This is a genomic window from Secundilactobacillus paracollinoides, from assembly GCF_001702155.1.
GTDB classification, from domain to species: Bacteria; Bacillota; Bacilli; order Lactobacillales; family Lactobacillaceae; genus Secundilactobacillus; species Secundilactobacillus paracollinoides.
This window is the reverse complement of sequence record NZ_CP014912.1, coordinates 2,787,862-2,808,527: the sequence shown is the minus strand read 5'-3', so window position 1 is coordinate 2,808,527 and position 20,666 is coordinate 2,787,862. Positions and strand designations below refer to the sequence as shown.

General features: G+C 47.9%; 16 protein-coding genes and 2 pseudogenes. 13 read left to right on the top strand and 5 right to left on the bottom strand.

The annotated features are described in order from the left end of the window. Positions 1-20: 20 nt before the first annotated feature. The 4 genes from AYR61_RS15780 to AYR61_RS12255 form a co-directional block, all read right to left on the bottom strand. On the bottom strand, positions 21-617 hold the full coding sequence (locus AYR61_RS15780) for a DUF1801 domain-containing protein (RefSeq protein WP_065903218.1): 597 nt from the start codon (positions 615-617) through the stop codon (positions 21-23). Between the two features lie 110 nt (positions 618-727). Beyond that, positions 728-1,891, bottom strand: a complete 1,164-nt coding sequence (locus AYR61_RS12265; RefSeq protein ID WP_056987684.1) for a MalY/PatB family protein — start codon at positions 1,889-1,891, stop codon at positions 728-730. Beyond that, complete coding sequence (locus tag AYR61_RS12260; RefSeq protein WP_054707217.1) at positions 1,881-2,753, bottom strand: DUF3737 family protein; 873 nt, start codon at positions 2,751-2,753, stop codon at positions 1,881-1,883. Before AYR61_RS12260 ends, AYR61_RS12265 begins: the two co-directional genes overlap by 11 nt. 628 nt (positions 2,754-3,381) lie before the next feature. Next, positions 3,382-4,710, bottom strand: coding sequence for a D-serine ammonia-lyase (locus AYR61_RS12255; RefSeq protein ID WP_056987685.1), 1,329 nt, complete (start codon positions 4,708-4,710; stop codon positions 3,382-3,384). Positions 4,711-4,906: 196 nt separating this feature from the next. On the opposite strand from AYR61_RS12255, the gene AYR61_RS12250 reads away from it, so the two are divergent. From AYR61_RS12250 to AYR61_RS12230, 5 genes are all read left to right on the top strand, one after another. Continuing rightward, positions 4,907-5,896, top strand: coding sequence for a LysR family transcriptional regulator (locus AYR61_RS12250; RefSeq protein ID WP_054707220.1), 990 nt, complete (start codon positions 4,907-4,909; stop codon positions 5,894-5,896). A 1-nt stretch (position 5,897) separates the two neighbouring features. Then, positions 5,898-6,320, top strand: coding sequence for a hypothetical protein (locus tag AYR61_RS12245; protein ID WP_054707223.1), 423 nt, complete (start codon positions 5,898-5,900; stop codon positions 6,318-6,320). Positions 6,321-6,454: 134 nt separating this feature from the next. Beyond that, positions 6,455-7,579 carry an exonuclease SbcCD subunit D gene (locus AYR61_RS12240; protein ID WP_065903216.1) on the top strand — a complete coding sequence of 375 codons (1,125 nt, stop codon included), beginning with the start codon at positions 6,455-6,457 and terminating at the stop codon, positions 7,577-7,579. Then, on the top strand, positions 7,576-10,716 hold the full coding sequence (locus AYR61_RS12235; RefSeq protein WP_065903206.1) for an AAA family ATPase: 3,141 nt from the start codon (positions 7,576-7,578) through the stop codon (positions 10,714-10,716). The genes AYR61_RS12240 and AYR61_RS12235 overlap by 4 nt, the downstream gene beginning before the upstream one ends. Before the next feature lie 249 nt (positions 10,717-10,965). Then, positions 10,966-11,226, top strand: a complete 261-nt coding sequence (locus AYR61_RS12230) for a hypothetical protein (protein WP_065903203.1) — start codon at positions 10,966-10,968, stop codon at positions 11,224-11,226. A gap of 80 nt (positions 11,227-11,306) precedes the next feature. On the opposite strand, the gene AYR61_RS12225 is transcribed toward AYR61_RS12230, so the two are convergent. Next, positions 11,307-11,870 carry a sugar O-acetyltransferase gene (locus AYR61_RS12225; protein ID WP_054707231.1) on the bottom strand — a complete coding sequence of 188 codons (564 nt, stop codon included), beginning with the start codon at positions 11,868-11,870 and terminating at the stop codon, positions 11,307-11,309. 148 nt (positions 11,871-12,018) lie between these two features. Between AYR61_RS12225 and AYR61_RS12220 the strand changes: the two are divergent. The 8 genes and pseudogenes from AYR61_RS12220 (at position 12,019) to AYR61_RS12185 (ending at position 20,649) form a co-directional block, all read left to right on the top strand. Beyond that, positions 12,019-12,867: pseudogene (locus tag AYR61_RS12220) on the top strand (aldo/keto reductase). 130 nt (positions 12,868-12,997) lie between these two features. Further along, positions 12,998-13,846 (top strand): aldo/keto reductase, encoded by an 849-nt coding sequence (locus AYR61_RS12215; protein ID WP_065903201.1) that lies wholly within the window; start codon positions 12,998-13,000, stop codon positions 13,844-13,846. A gap of 372 nt (positions 13,847-14,218) precedes the next feature. After that, positions 14,219-15,143, top strand: a pseudogene (locus AYR61_RS12210) (ATP-binding cassette domain-containing protein). Beyond that, entirely contained in the window at positions 15,130-16,752 is a 1,623-nt protein-coding gene (locus AYR61_RS12205; protein ID WP_083215555.1) for an ABC transporter permease, read from the top strand. Before AYR61_RS12210 ends, AYR61_RS12205 begins: the two are co-directional and overlap by 14 nt. 15 nt (positions 16,753-16,767) lie before the next feature. After that, complete coding sequence (locus tag AYR61_RS12200; protein WP_054707245.1) at positions 16,768-17,430, top strand: TetR/AcrR family transcriptional regulator; 663 nt, start codon at positions 16,768-16,770, stop codon at positions 17,428-17,430. A gap of 505 nt (positions 17,431-17,935) precedes the next feature. Then, positions 17,936-18,730 carry an ABC transporter ATP-binding protein gene (locus AYR61_RS12195; RefSeq protein WP_056987689.1) on the top strand — a complete coding sequence of 265 codons (795 nt, stop codon included), beginning with the start codon at positions 17,936-17,938 and terminating at the stop codon, positions 18,728-18,730. Next, entirely contained in the window at positions 18,727-19,614 is an 888-nt protein-coding gene (locus AYR61_RS12190; RefSeq protein WP_082615663.1) for an ABC transporter permease, read from the top strand. Before AYR61_RS12195 ends, AYR61_RS12190 begins: the two co-directional genes overlap by 4 nt. Before the next feature lie 21 nt (positions 19,615-19,635). Beyond that, positions 19,636-20,649 carry an ABC transporter substrate-binding protein gene (locus AYR61_RS12185; protein WP_065903196.1) on the top strand — a complete coding sequence of 338 codons (1,014 nt, stop codon included), beginning with the start codon at positions 19,636-19,638 and terminating at the stop codon, positions 20,647-20,649. The last annotated feature ends 17 nt before the right edge of the window (positions 20,650-20,666 follow it).

Sequence of the window (20,666 nt, the reverse complement as noted above, 5' to 3'; positions counted from 1 at the left end):
AATGAGCAACACGCACCCATCTAATCCTGCCTATCACCCGCACGCTTTGACTTCGTCTGCCAGTTCATTTTCATATACAAATGCCCGTCTGTCAACTCTGTTAGCATTTGTTGCAGGCGTTTTTCCTGCGTGGCCGGCCGCTTGGCCTGTTGAATCCAGCGCAGATAATCATTTTGCTGGTAGTGGGGTCGCACGTTAAATTGCGCCAGCAAGCCAGCTTGGGTCAATGCTTGTTGAATTTCAGGCGGCATGGCCTCAGTCGATCGTCGGTGACGCGCTGCCGTTTCAGGGTGAGCTAACCGTGACCGCACCAACTTCGTGATCAGATTGGTCGGCAAGGGGCGATCATAAGGAAACTGAATCGCACCCTTAGAATGGGTGTAGCCATCCAATTCATCCGCCAGCTCGACCAAGGGTGCCGCTGTGGGATAAAACCCTAGATGATGCTTGTTGGCGATAAAGTGCACAAGGTTGTGCTGCTGCCAAAACGTCGGCATCCCATAACTGATGCGTTCCTCGGCGTCAGGCAACAATTGTTTCAACAGTGCATAAATTTGTTGTAGATGGGGCTGTGCCAGGGTTGGCGCCTGGTCAATATAGTCTGTGATCACAGTCATGAGCCTCACGTCCTTTTGTACCGAGTATACCATAGCATCCAACCAAAAAAGAGGCTTCCTTAAACCACCACGTGCCAGTTTTAAGAAAGCCTTCTAAACCATCATTCGGTTTAATCGTGATAGGCATCAATGCCTTGTTTCAACCGGTTCAACCCATCCGTCAACTCGGCAGTGGGACAGGCCACGCTGATCCGAATAAAGAGTTTACCGTTTGGTCCGTAAGCATTCCCGTCAGCGACAATCAGCCCGGTCTTTTCCCGCAAAAACGCGGTCAGTGCCGCAGCATCCGTCGTCACAGCACTGACGTCCAGCCACATCAAATACGTGGCATGACCAGTGATCACGTGGACCTGAGGGAGGTTGGCGGCCATAAATGCAGTTAACTGCTGCTTGTGGGCCGTAATGACCTGGCGCAATTCTGTGACCCATTGCGCCCCAAGGGTATAGGCGGCAACACTTGCGGGTACCGCAAACGGGTTTGGTTCTGCCAGTTCATCCGTGTTCAGCCCGCGGTTCACAATTGCCCGTAATTCTGGGTTGGGCACGATCACTGTTGCAACGTGCATGGCGGCAACGTTAAAGGTCTTGCTTGGCGAAACACAGGTGACACTATTTTGCGCGTTCACGTCGTTTACAGACGCAAACGGCACGTACTGATAGCCCGTATCCGTGACGTCACCATGAATTTCATCGGCAATAACCACCACGTGATACTTAGTAGCCAGCGCACCGATACGTTCAAGTTCAGTGGTTTCCCAGATATGCCCGGTCGGATTGTGCGGGTTACAGAAGATCATGAGTGACGTGAGCGGGTCGGCCATTTTTGTTTCCAAGTCGGCCCAGTCAACGGTGTACGTACCGTCAGTATAGACGAGGTCGCTGGATAAAACGTGACGGCCGTTATTCAAAATGGAATTGTAGAAAATATTATAAACGGGTGACTGAATCAAAACGTTGTCACCAATCTGGCTCAACCGTCGCACGGCTGACGAGATGGTGGGCACAACGCCGGTCGCAAACAGCATCCAATCCGTTTTCGGCTGCCAATCATGTTGGTCACGATACCAGTTTGCGACGGCCTCAAAGTAGGCCTGGGGCACTTCTTCATACCCAAAAATCCCCGTTTCAGCTCGCGTTTGAATCGCACTGACGATCTCAGGTGCGGTGCGAAAGTCCATGTCAGCGATGCTGAGCGGCAGTTCATTTGGTTTGACGTCCCACTTCACAGAGTTGGTGTTACGACGATTTACGGGTGATTCGAAATCATACGGCATGTTGCTGATCCTTCCTTATTTGTATTTCGGTGCGCTGACGGTCGATCTGCGGATCATCGAAAATGACTTGGCCAATGGCGGGAGCAACAATGCGGCCGTTCACTGGATTCTTGACACTGTCGATTGCGGTGGTCACGGTAGTATCAACGTCGGAACAGTACTCAAAAATAAGATCCGAGTTGACCATACTACAGTTTTGAAGTGTCAAGTGGTCCACGTAGCACAGTCCCTGGTCGCTTTCGATCCAGCAATTGACAAACGTGATGTTTTTCGAATTCCAGGCGAGATATTCACCTATTAACGTGGAATCGTAAACGGTCACGTTATCGCAATTCCAAAACGCATCGTGGGTCATGAACGTCGAATTGTGCACCTCAACGTTCTTTGACCCATCAAAGGCATAGTTGCCAGTGAGGTTCAGATGATCGACAACCACGTTTTCGCAGTTTTTTCCGAAGTAGTCCCCGGTCGCTGTGACGTGATCCAATTTCACATCAGTGCACCACCAAAGCGTTTCAGCGGCATCACTGAAGGTGACGTTTTGAATGTCAAGATCAGTGGCGTGACGAAATGTCTTGGTGTCTAACACCATGGTATCACGCATGGCGAGATGGTGGGTGTACCAGATTCCAGCGTGAGCACCCTGTTGCAGGGCACTATCCGCGACGGTAATGTCGTTGGCATACCACAGCGGATACTTCCACTTAAATAGGGTGTGGTCGATGGCGAGATTGCTGGCGTGTTTGAGCGGCGATTCACCATCCCTGAAAGTACTATTCGTAATATGGGTGTCGTGGGCTTGAAACAACGCCCGTTCACCCGTTAAGGTTTGTTGGTTAATTTCTTGAGTTAATTTTTTCAATGCAGTATCACAGCCGGGTAGAACCGGACTGTTTAATCTAACTTCCTCTCTGTTTGACACAATTTCCATGCCGCAAGTGCAGCATGCAACAAACAGTATAGGACTTAAAGTGTACTTTAAGTCAATTAAAAAGACTTTTTGCAGCTTAAATGTGGTTTAGTCGATCTTATCTTCACCACCAAACAAGCAATTATCGAACAACCAACGCATAAGCTGATCGGGGTCGCCGTCAGCATCGACCTGATGTAGCCAACTTCGAAAGTGAGCCATTTTATGAGGTGGCATTGTGAAGATACCAGCACCGGCATGCAGCAAAATAGTATTAGCTGCGAAATACGCGGTTCGCTTGTTGTCATCTTCAAAGTATTGCCAACGTGAACTATCTGAAAATAACGTGAGGGCTTTCGCAGTTGCCGATAATGGGCTCGTTATCAGTCGTTGAAATTGGTTTTTAACGGCCTCCTTAAACTGAGAAACTGCGTCACAATTAGTTTAAACTTTCAGTATTGGCCCGTCTACCGCCAATATTGAAAGATCACTTTCATCTTAATTGTGGAACAAAAAGAGACTGAAAAATAGCTTTCAATCTCTTTAAACAAATCTTATTTTAATCGTCCTATATCCGTCATTATCTCGCCAAAACCTGTTGTGGTTCTGCCAGTAATGCCCGGCCTTTGTCATAATACCGCTGCATCTCATCCGTTGGGACTAACTTCCCGCCAGTTGCCCAAACAACGTGGGTGGCGTTCTTCAAAACAGCTTGATTTTCAAATCCGGCAACGGTTGGAGCAATGGCGCTAAAACCAGCCGCAGCCGAAGGTTCAACATAGATGTTTTGCGTATCAGCCAACAGGGCTAAATACCGGTAGATATCGTCGTCGCTGAAGGTGTGGGCGCCATACAAGAGGGTGCGCATCACGCGGCCAGCAATCTTCGATGAGCGGGGAACGGCTAACCCGTCTGCCAGGGTCTTGCCGTCGATGCCCAGATCAGTGACCGCAATTTTGTCGTAGAGGTGGGTCATCATGCCCATGGTGACGGATGGCACGTGCGTTGGTTCAGCAAACACGGGATAGATTCCCTCAGGCATCATCATTTGCAGACCGAAGCTGACACCGCTGGGACTGCCGCCTACGCCAGCTGGCAGATACACGAAAACGGGGTGGTCCGCATCCGGAAAGATGCCATCGTCAGTTAACTGTTTTTGAATCTCAATGCCGGCTGCTGAATAACCTAGGAATAAGTCCTTTGAGCCTTCGTCATCGATAAAGTAAGTGTGGGGATCCTTAGCCGCTTCTTTCCGCCCTTGAGCGATCGCCACGGAAACACTGTCGTCATGCTCAACAACGGTCACGCCGTTGGCCCGCAACATGTCCTTTTTCCACTGGCGTGCATCAACGGACATGTGAACAGTGGTCTTGAAGCCGAAACTAGCGGCGGCCATACCAATGCTCAAGCCTAAGTTACCAGTCGAGCCGACCATGATGCCATAATCAGCAAATAATTTGTGGTAGTCGGGTGTTGCCAAAACCGCGTAGTCATCGGAGTAGGTCAAATTCGTTTCAGTCATGGCCACGTGTTCGGCAAACTTCAATACTTCGTAAATGCCACCCCGAGACTTAATAGAGCCGGAAATGGGTAACATACTGTCAGCTTTAAGATAAACGTTGCCAGGAATCTCGGCCGCATTCCGGTCTTCCAACACAGTCTGCATCTTATCGATCTTGAGCAATGGTGAGATCAGCTGGCCATCTGTTTTCTGTGTTTCGGGAAAGGCGGCCGCCAGATACGGTGCAAACCGTTTAAAACGGGCAGCAACATCAAAAACTTCTGCTTGGGTAAATGGAATTTCAGCTTCTTCGCCAAATTCTGGGTTGATCCAGGTAATTGGCTGATAGTGTTGCATATTATTTAGTAGTGGGAATTTATGGATTAATTGTTCAAGTTCGTCTGTCATGATAAAACCTCCAAGTACAGATACCGGTGCGATTGACCAATGCCCGGCATCAGGTTATACTTCATGATAGCTTAAGTGTTTTAATAAAAAAATCAAAAATATATTGAGTATTAGTTTGGTTTTGATTGACTTAACATCATAGTGGAAGTCTGGAAAATGGGGGCTTTCCGCCATAATCTTGTCAGGAGGTGACGACGTGCTGGATATTTGGCGACTCAAGATTCTGATACAATTTGACACGTTAAAAACAATGAAACGGGTGGCCGACGTCATGGCCATCACGCAATCAGCCGTGTCGGCGCAACTCAAGCAATTAGAAAAAGACACCAATACCACCTTGCTGGAAAAGGTTGGCCGCAATGTTGAGTTGACGCCAACGGCCAAGGATCTCATCGCGCAGGTTCGCCCGATCATTGATGAATTAGAAGCCGTTGAAGTGTCACTGACAGGTGCGGATACCAACTATGAAGGCATTGTCCGCATCGGTGCGTTTTCCAGTGCACTACAAGAATTGGTGGTCCCAGCAACTGCGGCCGTGAACCATCAATTCCCAGCTGTGGACTTTCGGTTGGCTGAACTCGAACCACCCGCAAGTTTGACGGCGCTCAGTGCCCACCAGATCGACCTGGCCATCGTGGCCTACATTGGTGACATGATGCCGTTGCCAGCTGATCTAACGGCGGTTGAACTTGGTACCGACGCGCTCAAAGTGTTGGTCAACACACAAAATCCGTTGGCTTCCCAGACCGCGATCAGCATTTCTGATCTTCGGGACCAGGACTGGGCCATGGAACCGGATGGCGCGTATCTGAGTGACCGGGTCTGGCGGCTCTGTCAGGAAGCCGGTTACCAACCGCACCGAATTGCCACGTTCCAAGACTACGCTGCGATTCGCAGTGCCGTGCAGTATAATGTCGGTATCGGTGTGTTGCCAGGCATCACGATTCCAGCCCAGCTGACGGCAACCCGAGCGTTGCCGCTAACGCCTGGACAGCATCGGCATTTCTATCTCGTTTCCCGGAAGGCACAAGCCCACTTGAAAACGATCGAAGCCACCCAGCAGCAGATCATCCAAACGAGCGCGCAGGTGTTAACGACCAGTCACACCGCGCCCACAATCAATCGCACCCGCCAAACGACCCGGATCGTTCACGGCGCACAGCATCCAAACAGAAAGCGAGATTAACATGGCACTTCAAAAACACTTTGATTTCGGTGGGGCGACCCACCACAGCGGCGGCAGTAAATCAGCGGCCAAGAAAACGTTGCACGCCTTTTGGGACTACATCCTAGGCCAGAGCGGCTCACTGCCGGAACAACTCACTGTCGGCGACTTAGCACCCTTTCAAAAAAGCATCAAAAACCACGGCGACAAATTGATCAATTCCTATCGCGTCTCCGGTGGCGCGTTTGTTACGCCGGTTCAGGACTACATTGAAGCCAGCACCCAGTTTTTAGACCAGTTTACGCTGGACGGCGACGACCAGCCGGTGAGTGCTGACACGCAGTTAGACCTGTCCAAACGCGACTTGATGCTGCAGTTTGAACATCACGTGAATGGGTTGATTCGCCAGTATGAAACCGTGATTAGCCACTATCATCCAGAATAATGCGCTTTATTTTTTAAATGCCACAAAATAGACGCACGGAAATCTTCTGAAAAAATTTCTAAAATGGTAAACTAATAGGGATAGTTCTACGTAGTTCCTACTAACCAACCAAATTTTAGAAAAGAGGATTTGCCATGCGTTTTTTGCATACAGCCGATTGGCACATTGGCCGTCGCTTACACGGCTTTGATCTGACCGAATCTCAGGCGGATGCGTTTACTCAAATCGAAACGATTGCCAAGGCCGAAAAAGTGGACGGCATTTTATTAGCGGGCGACCTGTACGACCGTGGCCTGCCGTCAGAATCATCCGTTGAACAACTCAACGCCATGATCGAACAATTAAACCTCACCGACCAGATTCCGATCTACGCGATCTCCGGCAACCACGACAGCGCGATTCGGCTCGCCACCGGTGCCCAGTGGTTTAAGGCCACCAAGTTCTACATGGCAACCGATATCAAGGACGCGTTTGACCCCATTACGGTTGGGGATACGCAGATCTTCCTATTGCCGTACTTCGAACCCTTTGCGGCCGCCCAATACTTTGATGATGAGTCCATTGTCCACCTGGATCAGGCAGTTGCGGCTGCCGTGGCGAAGATGAAGACCCTGTTTGACCCGGATAAAAAACACATTCTTGAAGCGCACTTTTTCGTATCCGGTAGTACCACCACTGATTCTGAAACGCAGTTGACGGTGGGCGGATTAGCCTCAGTGCCGCTGGAAACACTGAAAGACTTTGACTATGTTGCCCTCGGTCATCTCCACGGCCGGCAGGCACTCCAGGCCGACAACGCCAGTTACAGCGGCTCACCGGTCAAGTTTTCACTGTCTGAGGCAACTCAAGAAAAAGGCGTCTACATTCTCGATACGGAAACGATGACTCGCGAATTCAAACCACTGACGCCGTTGCGTGACGTTCAGTTGCTGCACGAGTCCTTTGAAACGTTGATCGATCCCATTTTCTACAACGGGCTTGACCTTGATAACTACTATGGCATCACACTGACCGATACCAAGCCGATTCCTAACGTGTTGGCACGATTACGGGAAATCTATCCCAATATCATCACGCTGGAACGGGAAAAGGGCTACCAGGCGTCCCTGCGGCCAAGTGCCCTCAACGTGAAGCATCAGGATCCAATGGCACTGCTGGAACAGTTTTACGAACTGGTGGCAAAAGACGACCTCAGTGACCAGCAGAAACAGTGGGCCGAGGACGCGCTGAAGAAGGCCAATAAGGAGGTTCAACCGTGAGACCGTTAAAACTAACATTAAAGAACTTTGGCCCGTATGAAGCCGAAACGATCGACTTTCAAAAATTGGCTGAAGTCCCCGTTTTCTTAATTTCTGGTCAAACAGGGAGCGGCAAGACCACGATCTTTGAAGCCCTGACCTTTGCGCTATACGGTGAAAGTGTGACGTCAGATCGACCAGCAAATAGCTTGCGGTCAGACTTTGCGGTGGACACCGAACCGACGGAGGTCACCCTGTTATTTGAGCACCAGGGCAAACAGTACGAGATCACTCGGCAGCCTAAACAAACCCTCGCTAAAAAACGTGGGTCTGGCGATAAGACCTATAACGCATCCGCTGAATTAAAGGTGTTTGATAACGATAAAAAGGTTGAAGACACCACCAAACTAAAAGATATCAACATTGAACTGGAAGGCTTACTGCAGATCAACCGGGACCAATTTTCACAGATTGTCCTGCTGCCGCAAGGTGACTTCCGGCGGTTTTTAATCTCTGATAGCGAAGGCAAGGAAGGCGTGCTCCGTAAGCTGTTCAAGACACAGCTCTACCAAAACTGGGGCGATCAGATCAAGGACCAGCTGCGAGAGGCCAACGCCAAGAGCCGCGGCTGGAAGAGCACGATCACTGATAACCTCAAGGCAATTCAGTGGGTCGAAACCCCCGATGACTTAGACAACCTCGGTGTGGAAGCTCAGGTTGACCTGTTGAAGACCCAGCAGAATAAAACTGAAGCGACTGGGCACGCACAACGCACCGCTCTGAATGAAAAACAGACTGCCGTTCAAAAACAACAGACCGCCATTGAACAGGCCGTCAAACATAATCAACAGTTAGACGAACTCGCAAAATTGGAAGCCCAACACACGCAATTAACGACCCAGGAACCCGCCATGGCAGCCTTGAAGACCCAAATTGCTGACCTCGTCTGGGCGCAATCGCTCAAGCCGGATTATGATACCCGCCAACAGACGACGACCAGTTACCAGCAAACGGCCCAGTCGATCGTTGCTGAAGAAAAGACGCGGACACAAACAACGGCTGACTTAAAGGCCCTCAAGACGACCCAGACCATGTTACAGGCACAGGCTCCTGAGTTCGCTGCAAAGCAGCAGCAAATACCGCTGCTGGAACAGCAACGGCCCTCATTTGAAAAAGTTGCCCACTTAACTGCGGCACTCAAGAAGGCCTCCCAGGATGCTGATCAGGCACAAACGGCCTTGACCGCGATGACAGCCCAGCAGAAAACACTCAGTGACGCCCTGACTCAGCAAGAGTCGCTTGCTAACCAAGCAGCACCATTGAAATTACAACAAACGACTTTGTTGCAGCAACAGGACAAGTTGGCTGGCTACACGCGGCAAGGCCAGACGTTGACTGGGGTCAATGACCAGCTGAGCACGCTTCAAGCGCAGATCACTACCAAGCAGGCAACCCTGCCGGACTTACAGGCCGCAGTCCAGACTGCCGAAGCCGCCAAGGCCGATTTGGAGAATCAGCGCCTAGCCAACCACATTGCTGAGTTAGCGCAGCAGTTAAGCCCGGGCACGCCATGCCCAATCTGCGGCAGTGTGGACCATCCCAGCCCAGCAGTCGCCGTGGCAGGAAAAACGGTCACCAAGGCAGCGCTCACGAAGGCTGACAAACTGGTCACAGCGCAAAGTCAGACGCTGACCAAACAACAAACTGAAATTGAACAGTTGCAACAGCAGTTAACGACGCAACAAACTGCCCAAAACAAGGCAATCACGTCATTTGAAACTGAATTAGGCGCCCTTGAGTGGCTTTCAGTTGATGCTGGATCAGGACTGGCCGATTGCCAAACCGCGCTCCAAAAGGCGGCACAAACGGTGACGAGCCAGCTGGCGGCGGTGCAACAGGACTTGGACAAAAGTCAAAAGGCAGCAGTTCAGGTCACCGAATTGACGCAACAACAGGCTGACTTAACTAAGGCGGCAACTGATCAACAAGCCCAGGTCGCCACGGTGCAGCAACAGGTGCAGACGGTGACTGTCCAATTGACGGATGCGCAAGCCCAGGTACCGACGGCCTTTAAGGACCTCGACAGCCTCGACGCCCATCTCAACGCGCTTAAAAAAGAAACTGCCGATTTTGAGCAGCGGCGACAAGAAACGCAAAAAACAGTCTCCAGTACTGAAAACGCACTGGCCGCATCCACCTCTAAACTAGATGTGATGACCGCCCGCCAAAATGAATTAACCAAACAGTTAACCGCGTTGAATGACCAGCTGACAACAGCGTTAGAGGCGCACTTTGACGGTGAACCAGATTGGGATCAGTTCAAAACGTTACTGAATCAACTACCATCCATTACTGACCAACGCCAACAGTTACAAACGTACAATCAACAGGTAGCGGCGGTTCGAGCCCAATTAGAAACCTACCGGAAAATGGTCAGCGGCGAGCGCATTGACGTGACCTCGGCGCAAACAACCTTAAAGACGGCTCAGGATGAGTTGCAACAGGCGAATGACGCGATGGAAGCAACCAGTAAGTTGTACATTCTGAACCAGCACACTCTGGAAACAATCGAGAAAGCCACCAAGGCTATCCGTAAACAGGCAAATGACCTTGACGCGCTGACGTTACTCTCGAGCACCATCAACGGCAACGGTGACGCCAAATTAAGTTTGGAGCGCTACGTTTTACAGCAGTACCTCTTAGAAATATTGGACGCCGCAAACGGTCATCTGCAGGCCCTAAGTTCAGGCCGCTACTACCTTCAACTGCACGAAGAAGCGGGGACGTACGCCAAAAACACCGGCTTGGAATTGGATGTGTACGACGACAATGTTGGCCACACCAGAAGTGTCCACACCTTGTCCGGTGGCGAGAGTTTCATCGCCGCGCTGAGTTTAGCGTTAGCGTTGGGTGAAGTCATTCAAAACCAAGCTGGCGGGATCTCCATTGACGCGCTGTTTATCGATGAAGGGTTTGGCTCACTGGATGCCGACTCGCTGCAAACAGCCATGGCGGCCCTCGAACACATCGAAGGTGACCACCGAATGATCGGGATCATTTCCCATGTAGAGGCCTTAAAATCACAGATTCCGTACCAGATTCAGGTTGCCACTCAGGGTCAGGGCAAGAGTCACGCCAAGCTGGTTGTCCCACAATGACCCGGTGCATCGTCGGAATTTTATAATTTTTTAAGCACTTTACTGAAGCTTAGACATTTGAACAAAACGCTGTCACACCAATGATGTAACCCGTATCATTCAAATTCTCATTTTCCTCACATTTGTTTTTTAGTTCGAATTAAGGTCAAATTGGTTAACTAGTAACCGTAGACATGCAGGACAACCAAACCACATGTCCAATCAATCTAGCCGACACGCTATCGTCATTAAAAAAAGGAGTGTCTTACCATGTTAATCGACCAAAATAAAGAACTAAAAAACGTTACCGCAGCACAAATCATTGAAGTGACTTACCCCGTTATTAAAGCCCGCACCGAAACCGGGTCGCTGGTTGAAGTCAACGTTTCGCCAACCGAGAAACAGGACCCGCTTTTCTGGGAAGAAGTCCGCAGTATCCTGAAAGCAAAACTCTGGGTGCCGATGGGCAAGAAGTACCACCAGTTGATCGATAATGGGTGGTTGTTGGATAACTCGACGTTGAGCTATTAATCATGAAAAAGCAAAAAAGTCTAGAAACCTTTATGAGATTTCTAGACTTTTTTGTTTTACTTTGAGGTATAAGTACACGTTTAGAATTCAGAAAGTGACTTGATAGGCTTAGCAGGGACACCAGCCATCAATGTGTTATCTGGTACATCACTATTCACAACAGCGCCAGCAGCGACTACGACATTATTGCCAATCGTTACACCTGGCAAGATAACAACGTTGCCTCCAAGCCAAACATCGTTGCCAATTGTAATCGGTAAAGCCTTGGCTTTGTATTCTCGACGCCCACTGGCAGTCATTGGATGATTGACAGTATAGATACCGACGTTTGGTCCAATCATGACGTGGTTTCCCATAGTGACAGGTGCGATATCCAAAATAGTCAGATTATAGTTACTCAGAAAATCATCGCCAACGTGAATGTTTTTGCCGTAATCGCAATGAAAAGGGGCTTGGACGGACAGTCTTGTACCCGCTGTACCAAACAAGTCACGAATTTTTGCAGTTTGGGCTGCCGCGTCTGTTGCAGGGAGGGCATTAAAGTCCTGGCAAAGTTGTGCGGCACGGGCTTTACGCGCAACAACTGCACTGTCTAAAAAATAGTACCAGTCACCATTATTCAGCTTCTCTAATTCAGATTTCATGTCATCCATCCTTTCATGATTATTTTAGAACTTAGAGTAGCGTCTAAGTCAAACGCCTGTTAGTTTTAAACTTTAAAGCAAACTAGTTGACTTAGAGCCCACTCAAGGTCGTAGGCTAATCCTTGTAATCAATTAAGGAGATGTTTAAATGAGTCTTTTAACCGAAACATTCACCCTCAACAACGGCATTAAAATTCCTAAAGTCGGGTTTGGTACCTGGCAGATTCCCGATGGCGACACCGCGTATAACGCTGTTTCGAATGCGCTAAAGTTGGGCTACCGGCATATCGATACCGCCTACGTCTACCGCAATGAAAAAAGTGTTGGGAAGGCCATTAACGAATCTGGTATCGCGCGTGAAGATATCTACCTGACCTCAAAATTGCCCGCTGAGGTCAAGAATGCCGGTCAAGTTGCTGACTACTTCAATGAGACACTCAGCAATCTCGACACCGACTATCTGGACCTCTACTTGATCCATGCGCCTTGGCCACTGAATCAGGTTGGTACCCGTTTTGATCAGGAAAACCTCGCTGTTTGGAAAGAACTGGAAAAACTGTATAAGACTGGCAAAATCAAGAGTATCGGAATTTCAAATTTCGATGCGCATGATGTTAAGAATCTGTTAGACAACGCCGAAATCGTTCCAGCGGTCAATCAAATCATGTATTAGGCTGGGTTTACCCAGCCTGAAAATACAAAATTTGCGCAAGACAACGGCATTTTGGTTGAAGCCTACTCACCACTAGCAACCGATGATCTGTTAAACAATCCAACCATGACCAGTTTAGCCAAGCAGTACACCGTTTCAGTACCCCAACTGGCACTTCGGTTCGTCATTCAAAACGGTGTCTTGCCGCTGCCCAAGGCAACCTCAAAGACTCACATTGAAGCCAACACTGAATTAGACTTTACCATCAGTGATGCTGACATGACGACCTTAAATGCAATGCAGGACACGGCACCGACCCATTACCATAACGCAACGGAAAAATAAATAATTGAAGGAAAAAGTTTGAGACCAAAATGGAAGGACAGTCAGCTTTAAATTTCAAAGCAAACTAGTTGACTTAGACCCTACTCAAGGTCGTAAGCTTATCCTTGTAATCAATTAAGGAGATGTTCAAATGAGTATTTTAACTGAAACGTTCACCCTCAACAACGGCGTTAAGATTCCTAAAGTCGGGTTTGGTACCTGGCAGATCCCCGATGGCGACACCGCGTATAACGCCGTCGCTAACGCGTTAAAGGCAGGCTACCGGCATATCGATACCGCCTACGTCTATGGCAACGAAAAGAGTGTCGGCAAGGCCATTAACGATTCTGGCATCGCCCGGGAAGACATCTTTCTGACCTCAAAATTACCTGGTGAGGTTAAGGATGCCAGCCAGGTTGCTGACTATTTCAACACGACACTCAGTAATCTCGACACCGACTATCTGGACTTGTACCTGATCCATGCGCCGTGGCCATGGAGCCAAATCGGCACGCGCTTCGATAAGGAAAACGTGGCCGTTTGGAAAGAACTGGAAAAACTCTATCAGACCGGTAAGATCAAGAGCATCGGGATCTCTAACTTCGATGCCCATGATGTTAAAAACTTGCTGGACAACACTGAAATTGTGCCCGCCGTCGACCAAATTCAGTACTATGCAGGCTTTACGCAGCCTGAAAATACGAAATTTGCGCAGGATAATGGCATCTTGGTTGAAGCTTACTCACCACTGGCCACCGGTGATTTGCTGACCAACCCAACCATGACCAGTTTAGCCGACCAGTACAGTGTTTCTGTACCACAACTGGCACTCCGGTTTGTGATTCAAAATGGCTTACTGCCGCTGCCTAAGTCAACCTCAGAAGCGCACATTGAAGCCAACGCTGAATTAGACTTTACGATCAGCGACGATGATATGGCTAAGTTAAACGCTATTCAGGATGCTGCGCCGACTCATTTCCATAATCCTACACAAAAATAAGAGAGTGGAGAAAAACGGGTGAGACCAGAACGTAAGAGCAGCTAGTGGAAAATCCTGGGCCTGGATTTTTCACTAGCTGCTCTTACGTGGCCGGTCTCAGTTTTTCGGAACTCATTTCCGCTACATGACAGAGAAAGAGTACCCCAAGTCTCTAACTTGCCTAGTCGTAGCAAGACTCCCGGAAGAAGTAGTTTCAGTCCCCACTCATCATTTCATTGACTCAGAATTTCTCTCAGGTCAAACGCCTACAACCGCGTTCTTTTCATCTTGACTTCCATTGACTCGATAGTCATTGACTGGCAAGTTCAGCCATTCTATACTTTAGCCATCAAGACAGATACCGCGAATTAACGGTATCGCTGAGGGGTGAGAATGATGAGTGACATTTTAACAGTGGACCATCTAGAAAAGAAGTTCGGGAAGTTCCAAGCTTTAAAGAACATTACCATGACGATTCATGCGGGGGAAGTTTTTGGGTTTATCGGGCCAAACGGGGCCGGCAAGTCAACGACGATTCGAACACTGCTGGGAATCTTACGGCCAACGAAGGGGTCGGCGCAGATCTTTGGCATGGACGTCTGGCAGGATGCCGTTGCGATTCATAAACGGACTGCCTACGTGCCCGGCGACGTTTATCTTTGGCCCAACCTGACTGGGGGGCGAGGTGATTGATTTGTTGCTGCGGCTGAATGGGCAGCAACATTCTGCGAAGACGGATGCGTTGATCAAGGACTTTGAATTGGATGTATCGAAGAAAGCGCGAACTTATTCCAAGGGGAATCGGCAAAAAGTGGCGCTCGTTGCGGCGTTTTCGAGTGATGCCGACTTTTACATTTTCGATGAACCGACTAGTGGGCTGGATCCGCTGATGGAAGAGGTCTTCCAAAAACAGGTTTTAGCGTTAAAAACTGTTGGTAAAAGTGTACTGCTGTCATCGCATATTTTAAGTGAAGTGGAACGAATGTGTGACCGCATCGCCATCATCCGTAAGGGTGAGATCATTGAGATCGGCAGTTTGAGTGAGATGCGCCAGCTGAGCCGGAGCACCATCACCGTCACGACTAGCCAGCCGCTTGCGGCCGTTGCCAACATGACCGGTGTGCATAGTTTTGATGAAAAAACGGCTACCCAAGCGATCTTCTCAGTTGATTCAGAGCACGTCGGTTCGGTTATGACGGCGCTTGGACAACTGGGTATCCTCCAGCTGCAGAGCACGCCGCCGACCCTTGAAGATCTCTTCTTGCGGTACTACAACCAGGACAACAGTGAAGCGGGTGATGGTCATGACAGCAAGTAAACTGACAGGAACTGGTGCCTTACTCAGACTTAATTTACGGCATGACTGGTTAAAGATCGTGTATTGGTGGATCGCACTGATCGGCCTCATGACCGCAGCTGCTGTAAAATTTGATGGCATGTATGGGACCACCAAAGCCATGAACTCCATTATCACAACGTTAAAGACACCGGCGATGGTTTCACTATTAGGCCCATTTACCGGAACAAAGCCGTACACTGTCGCCATGGTGTATGGCGCCGAAATGATGGTGTTTATGGGACTGTTTGCCGCCATGATGAACCTGTACTTCGCGGTGCACGCCACCCGGATGCAAGAAGATGACGGCACAACGGAACTGTTGCTGGCGCATGCGGTTGGCCGGCAAAGTCCATTAGTGGCCGCAATCGGCGAACTCGTTTTCATTAACCTTGGCGCCGGCGTGCTTGAGGCGTTGGGGCTTCAATTTGCTGGGATGAGTGGCGCAAACGCCGCTGGTAACTGGCTGTTTGGCCTTGGTCTGGCTGCTTTCGGATTCATGTTTGGCGTATTCGCGCTCTTCTTTAGTCAAATCGTCAACAACGGGCGGAGTGCCACGATTCTGAGTTATATTTTCCTCGCGGTGCTGTTCATCGCCCGAATGGGGACGGATGTGCAAAACCCCAAGTACACGTGGTGGACCATTTTTGGCTGGATCGAAAAAATGAAACTCTACACCGGTAACGACTGGACACCCGTCTGGATGATGCTTATTCTGAGCGTGGTCATGCTGATTGTCACCGTGCTCGTGGCCGTTCGGCGCGACATTGGTGCCGGAATAGTTGCTCCGAGAAACGGCCGCAAGACTGCCAGCGTGTGGTTGCGCGGACCCATTACACTGCTTATGCGGTTGGACCGGGTTAGCACAGCCATCTGGCTCATTGGGTTAGCGCTGTTTGGGGCAAGTTACGGCTCAATCTTTGGTACGGTGGGGGATCTGGTCAAAACGAATCCAACGCTGGGCCAACTGCTTGGCAGCGCGGCGGTTAAGAGTGCCAATAAGACCATCATTCTGGGACTGGCAAATAAGCTGACGATCATTTTCGTGGTCGTGGCGTCGATTCCACCGCTGATGACGCTGTTGAAGCTCAACACCGACGACAAGAAGGGCTACTTGGAAGCCGTCCATGCTAAACCAGTGTCACGGTTGCGGTTATTTATCACCTATACTGGGCATGCCTTGGCAGTGGGCACTGTCAGCTTCGCGCTCGCCATCTACGGCATGGCGTTTGCGGGACAGCAGTCCATGGCGTACATGCCAGTTTCGGTCGGCCAGCTCATGCGTGGTTTCGTCGGCTTTTGGCCAGCCTTGTTAGTTGTCTGCGGTATCGCGGCCGTTTTAGTTGGGGCGCTGCCAAAGGTCCAGTCGGTCGTTTGGATCTTACCGATCTACGGGGTCTTCTCACTGTACATTGGCGCGTTGCTTGACCTGCCAAAATGGGCGCAACGCATTTCACCATACGGTTGGGTCAACTCAGTTCCCAGCCATGCAGTCAATTGGACGACCTTTAGCTGGATGACTGTTTTAGGAATCATCTTGTTGATGATTGGTTACGGGTGCTACCGGCGCCGTGACTTGACGATGAATTAGAAAGGAGCGGTGACCGTGGCAGCACGACCAAAAGCAGCAGTGAAGGGCGAGATTCCAAAGGACCCCGAAAAGGTGGATCGTATCCTGACCAGTGCGCTGCACGAATTTGCGCAGGCCGGGTTTCGCAACGCCAAAACGGATGTGATTGCCAGTGAGGCACAGGTGTCGAAGGGGTTGTTATTTCACTATTTCGGCAACAAAGCCAACCTGTATTACGAGGTGTCGAAGTGGTCGCTGGCGAGGATGAATCGGGCAGCTGACTTCAACGTTTGGCAGTCAGCGCCCAACCTCAAGGTGATGATCGAGCGCGCGATGCGATATAAAATCAAAATGCAGCTGGATTATCAAGACGACTTCGCATTTTCACTTGCGCTATATGGCGGCACAAACAAATTTCCCGAAGCATTGGCAGCAAAACTGCAGGGCCTATTGGATGGCGAAATGAAAATGGCCACCACAGATCTGGCGGGGCCTGTGCTCGATCGCATGACCCTGCGTGAAGGGGTTAGTCTGGAAACTGTCAGGGGACTATTTCTGATGATGGCGAACCTCATCTCAGACAAGGCACAGGCCTATATGACGGACCATCCAGACGTCAAAGTGGATGATTTGGAATGGTTAGTTCAAGAATCACTGGGGTATATCGATGTTTTGGAACATGGATTTTTAGCTGAATAGAACACAAAAACCGTAGCGAAATTACTCGCTACGGTTTTTGTGTTCTATTTTTAAAATAAATTCAATAATTCAAGAAATGGTCTGCAAATGGAATCTTTTAATAAAATATTGTCAAAAACACATATCGGTTCTAACCATGTTGAAAAATTATCTTTTAGTCTTTCTATTTTTTCAGTTTAACTGAATACCAACGGCAACCTTTCACTTTAAAGGGTACAAAGCACTCAAAATTTTGCTCATTTTGAAAAATGTTGAATCTTAACGCAACCTAAAAAGCAAAAGAAAACATTAAGTTGTTTTCATGCGTGATGGGTAAATCTTATCGCTGGTTATAGACACTAAATCACGGTCTGAGTTGATTGACTGATTGCTAGGTAGCAAATTTGATTATTTTTAATGATTTGTCGCGCTATAATTTGTCGAGTTAGCATTAGAGTCAAGTTGTTGCTCAATGAGTTAACGATGTGAGTCGAACAGACAATAAGTCTAAAACGAGGTGAATTAAGTGAACGAAAATAGTATCGAACTTAAACATGTTTCCAAACGCTACCAGTCAGCAACCAAGCTATTCCAATCAAAATCGATATCGCCATTGGTTTTAAAAGACATCAATTTAACAATTCCTACTGGCGAATTTCACGTTTTTCTTGGTCAAAGCGGATGTGGTAAATCAACCCTTTTAAACATCATAGCCGGCTTTCTTCCTAAAACAAGTGGCCAGGTGCTCGTCAATGGCCATGAAGTGACTAAGCCTGGTAGTGATCGAGGTGTCGTATTTCAAGATGCAGAAACAGCAATCTTTCCTTGGTTAACCGTTCAAGAAAACATTGGTTATGGCATGAAGATGCAGCACGTTTCTGAAAAAAAACGTCAGCCAATTATTCATCATAGTTTAAAGTTGGTTGGCTTAGAAGAACACGCAGATAAATATCCATATGAATTATCAGGAGGGATGAAGCAACGTGTTCAAATTGCCCGAAGTATTGCGAACAATCCTAGCATCCTAATTCTAGATGAACCCTTTGGTGCTTTGGATGCCCAAACAAGACGAATTATGCAAAACGAATTGATCAACATTTGGGAAAAAACAGGGAAAACGATTCTATTTGTAACCCATGACATTCAAGAAGCAGCGTATCTTGGTCAGAAAATTAGTATCTTTTCTAAGTCACCGGAATCACGTATTTCAATTACAGTTTCTGTCGATCAATCTTATCCAAGAAACTTATACTCAAATGAAAGTGAACAATTAGTGAATAGGATTAATGACTACTTTGAAGTAGGAGGACCAGCAAAATGAAAACAGTAAACGCCAAGCCTTCAAAAGAACCGGTCTCAATAACACATTCATTGCATAAAGTAAAAAAGGTAAGTCGCCAAATTGAAGATGAGGATAGCTCAAAATTAAAAAATGCCCTGGCGTTTTTTGCGCAACGTGGATTACTAGCGTGGCTGTTACTTCTTGTAGTATGGCAAATTGCCGCGAATATGATGGGCAACAGTTTTCTATCAACACCGCTGAAAACTCTATCGGGCGCTGAAGAATTAATTAAAACTGGAACTCTGCAAAGTGATCTTCTCGTTAGTCTTTTCAGAATAGTTTGTGGGTGGTTAATTGGCACCATTATCGCTGTACCATTAGGACTAGTCGTTGGTCAATTCAAAATTGTCCGCTGGTTGATTGAACCACTAATCAACTTTTTTCGATTTGTTCCTGCTATCGGATTTTTGACACTGTTTCTGTTATGGTTCGGCGTTGGTGAAGTTTCAAAAGTGACGTTAATCATTTACGCGACAATGTTTCCCATCATTATCAATACGATTACTGGTGTTGTTGCAGTTGACCCGCTAAAAATTGAGTCTGCACAATCCCAAGGCGCTTCAAAATTTCAAATTTTTTATAGTGTCGTTATTCCATCGTCCATTCCCAGTATTTTTACAGGTGTTCGACTGGGTCTAGGTGGCGCAATCATTGCCATTGTTGCAGCTGAAATGCTCGCGGCACAAAATGGAATTGGTTATTTAATTTACACGTCAAGGCTTTATTACAGAACAGACTGGATTTTTGTTGGTATTTTTATTCTGGGTTTTCTTGGCTATATCTCGGATATGATTTTGAGATTATTTGGCAACGTTGCGCTCCGAAAATACGGCATTTCTGACAAACAGCGAATCATAAAATAATTAAAGGGAGCGTTTATTGTCTTGAAAAAAATCATTATTTGGATTGCCAGTATCATGGTCATTATCGGGATGATTGTTGGTGCTGTGCTTGGTCTTAAAAGCACTAATTCTTCATCTAATTCCGGTAAGACCACCATTCGTTTAGGTCTGATGACAAACTCTGACGGGCAGTATTTGGCTGCTATTGCACAAAAAGAGGGGTACTTCAGCAAATACGGAATCAAAGTTAAAACGTCTACATTCTCATCTGGAATTGAATCTGTGAACGCTATCACCACTGGTCAACTTGATATCGGATATGTTGCTGATTTTGCAGCGTTGAACCGATTTGGTGGTTCAAGCAAGAGTGGTCTTAAAATGTTTGCAAAGCTGTCAAGTTCCAGCGGGAGTAACGTAAAACTTTACGTGGCGAAAGGAATTAATGCCTTATCTGATTTGAAAGGTAAGACGGTTTTGACTAATAAGGGAACTGTAACTGAATACTGGGTCGCTAAAACGTTGGCTAAAGCAGGCTTAAAGTCCAGTCAAGTTAACCTGGTGTCGGTTGAAACAGGACAGGAAGGGTTGGCACTTATGAAATCCGGCAAGGCTTCGGCCGTATGGGCATCTGGTCAAGATGCTGCTAAATTGGCAAAAACCGGCAAGTTTAAGGTGTTAACGACTCAATCAAAGGTAACGTCGCCAACCTTAGCCTTTGCAATTTCAAACAACTCATTTTTGAAAAAGCACCCTAAGGCTGCAGAAGCGTATCTGAAAGCAATTAATGACGCTGTCAATTTAGTCAATAAGCATCCTAAAATGGCAGCAACTGTCGTTTCAGAAAAACTGAATGTTCCTAAAAACACAGTTCTTCAGGTTTTTAAAAGCACAGATTTTAGCATCGACTTTAGCAAATCAACAGTCACCGATCTCAAAGAAATTTATAATTATTTCTCAAAAAGCGGTGATCTCAAGCATAACTATGATGTGAATGATTATATCGATACATCAATATTAAAGAAAGCTATTTCGAGTGCTACCGTAACTGACAACTAATTAATCCAACTCTTGAA

What these genes read in the sequence shown, in the direction of transcription:
- AYR61_RS12255 (WP_056987685.1), bottom strand. Translation starts at nt 4,710, where the DNA reads ATGACAGACGAACTTGAACAATTAATCCATAAATTCCCACTACTAAAT.
- AYR61_RS12245 (WP_054707223.1), top strand. Translation starts at nt 5,898, where the DNA reads ATGGCACTTCAAAAACACTTTGATTTCGGTGGGGCGACCCACCACAGC.
- AYR61_RS12240 (WP_065903216.1), top strand. Translation starts at nt 6,455, where the DNA reads ATGCGTTTTTTGCATACAGCCGATTGGCACATTGGCCGTCGCTTACAC.
- AYR61_RS12265 (WP_056987684.1), bottom strand. Translation starts at nt 1,891, where the DNA reads ATGCCGTATGATTTCGAATCACCCGTAAATCGTCGTAACACCAACTCT.
- AYR61_RS12205 (WP_083215555.1), top strand. Translation starts at nt 15,130, where the DNA reads ATGACAGCAAGTAAACTGACAGGAACTGGTGCCTTACTCAGACTTAAT.
- AYR61_RS12225 (WP_054707231.1), bottom strand. Translation starts at nt 11,870, where the DNA reads ATGAAATCTGAATTAGAGAAGCTGAATAATGGTGACTGGTACTATTTT.
- AYR61_RS12230 (WP_065903203.1), top strand. Translation starts at nt 10,966, where the DNA reads ATGTTAATCGACCAAAATAAAGAACTAAAAAACGTTACCGCAGCACAA.
- AYR61_RS12215 (WP_065903201.1), top strand. Translation starts at nt 12,998, where the DNA reads ATGAGTATTTTAACTGAAACGTTCACCCTCAACAACGGCGTTAAGATT.
- AYR61_RS15780 (WP_065903218.1), bottom strand. Translation starts at nt 617, where the DNA reads ATGACTGTGATCACAGACTATATTGACCAGGCGCCAACCCTGGCACAG.
- AYR61_RS12190 (WP_082615663.1), top strand. Translation starts at nt 18,727, where the DNA reads ATGAAAACAGTAAACGCCAAGCCTTCAAAAGAACCGGTCTCAATAACA.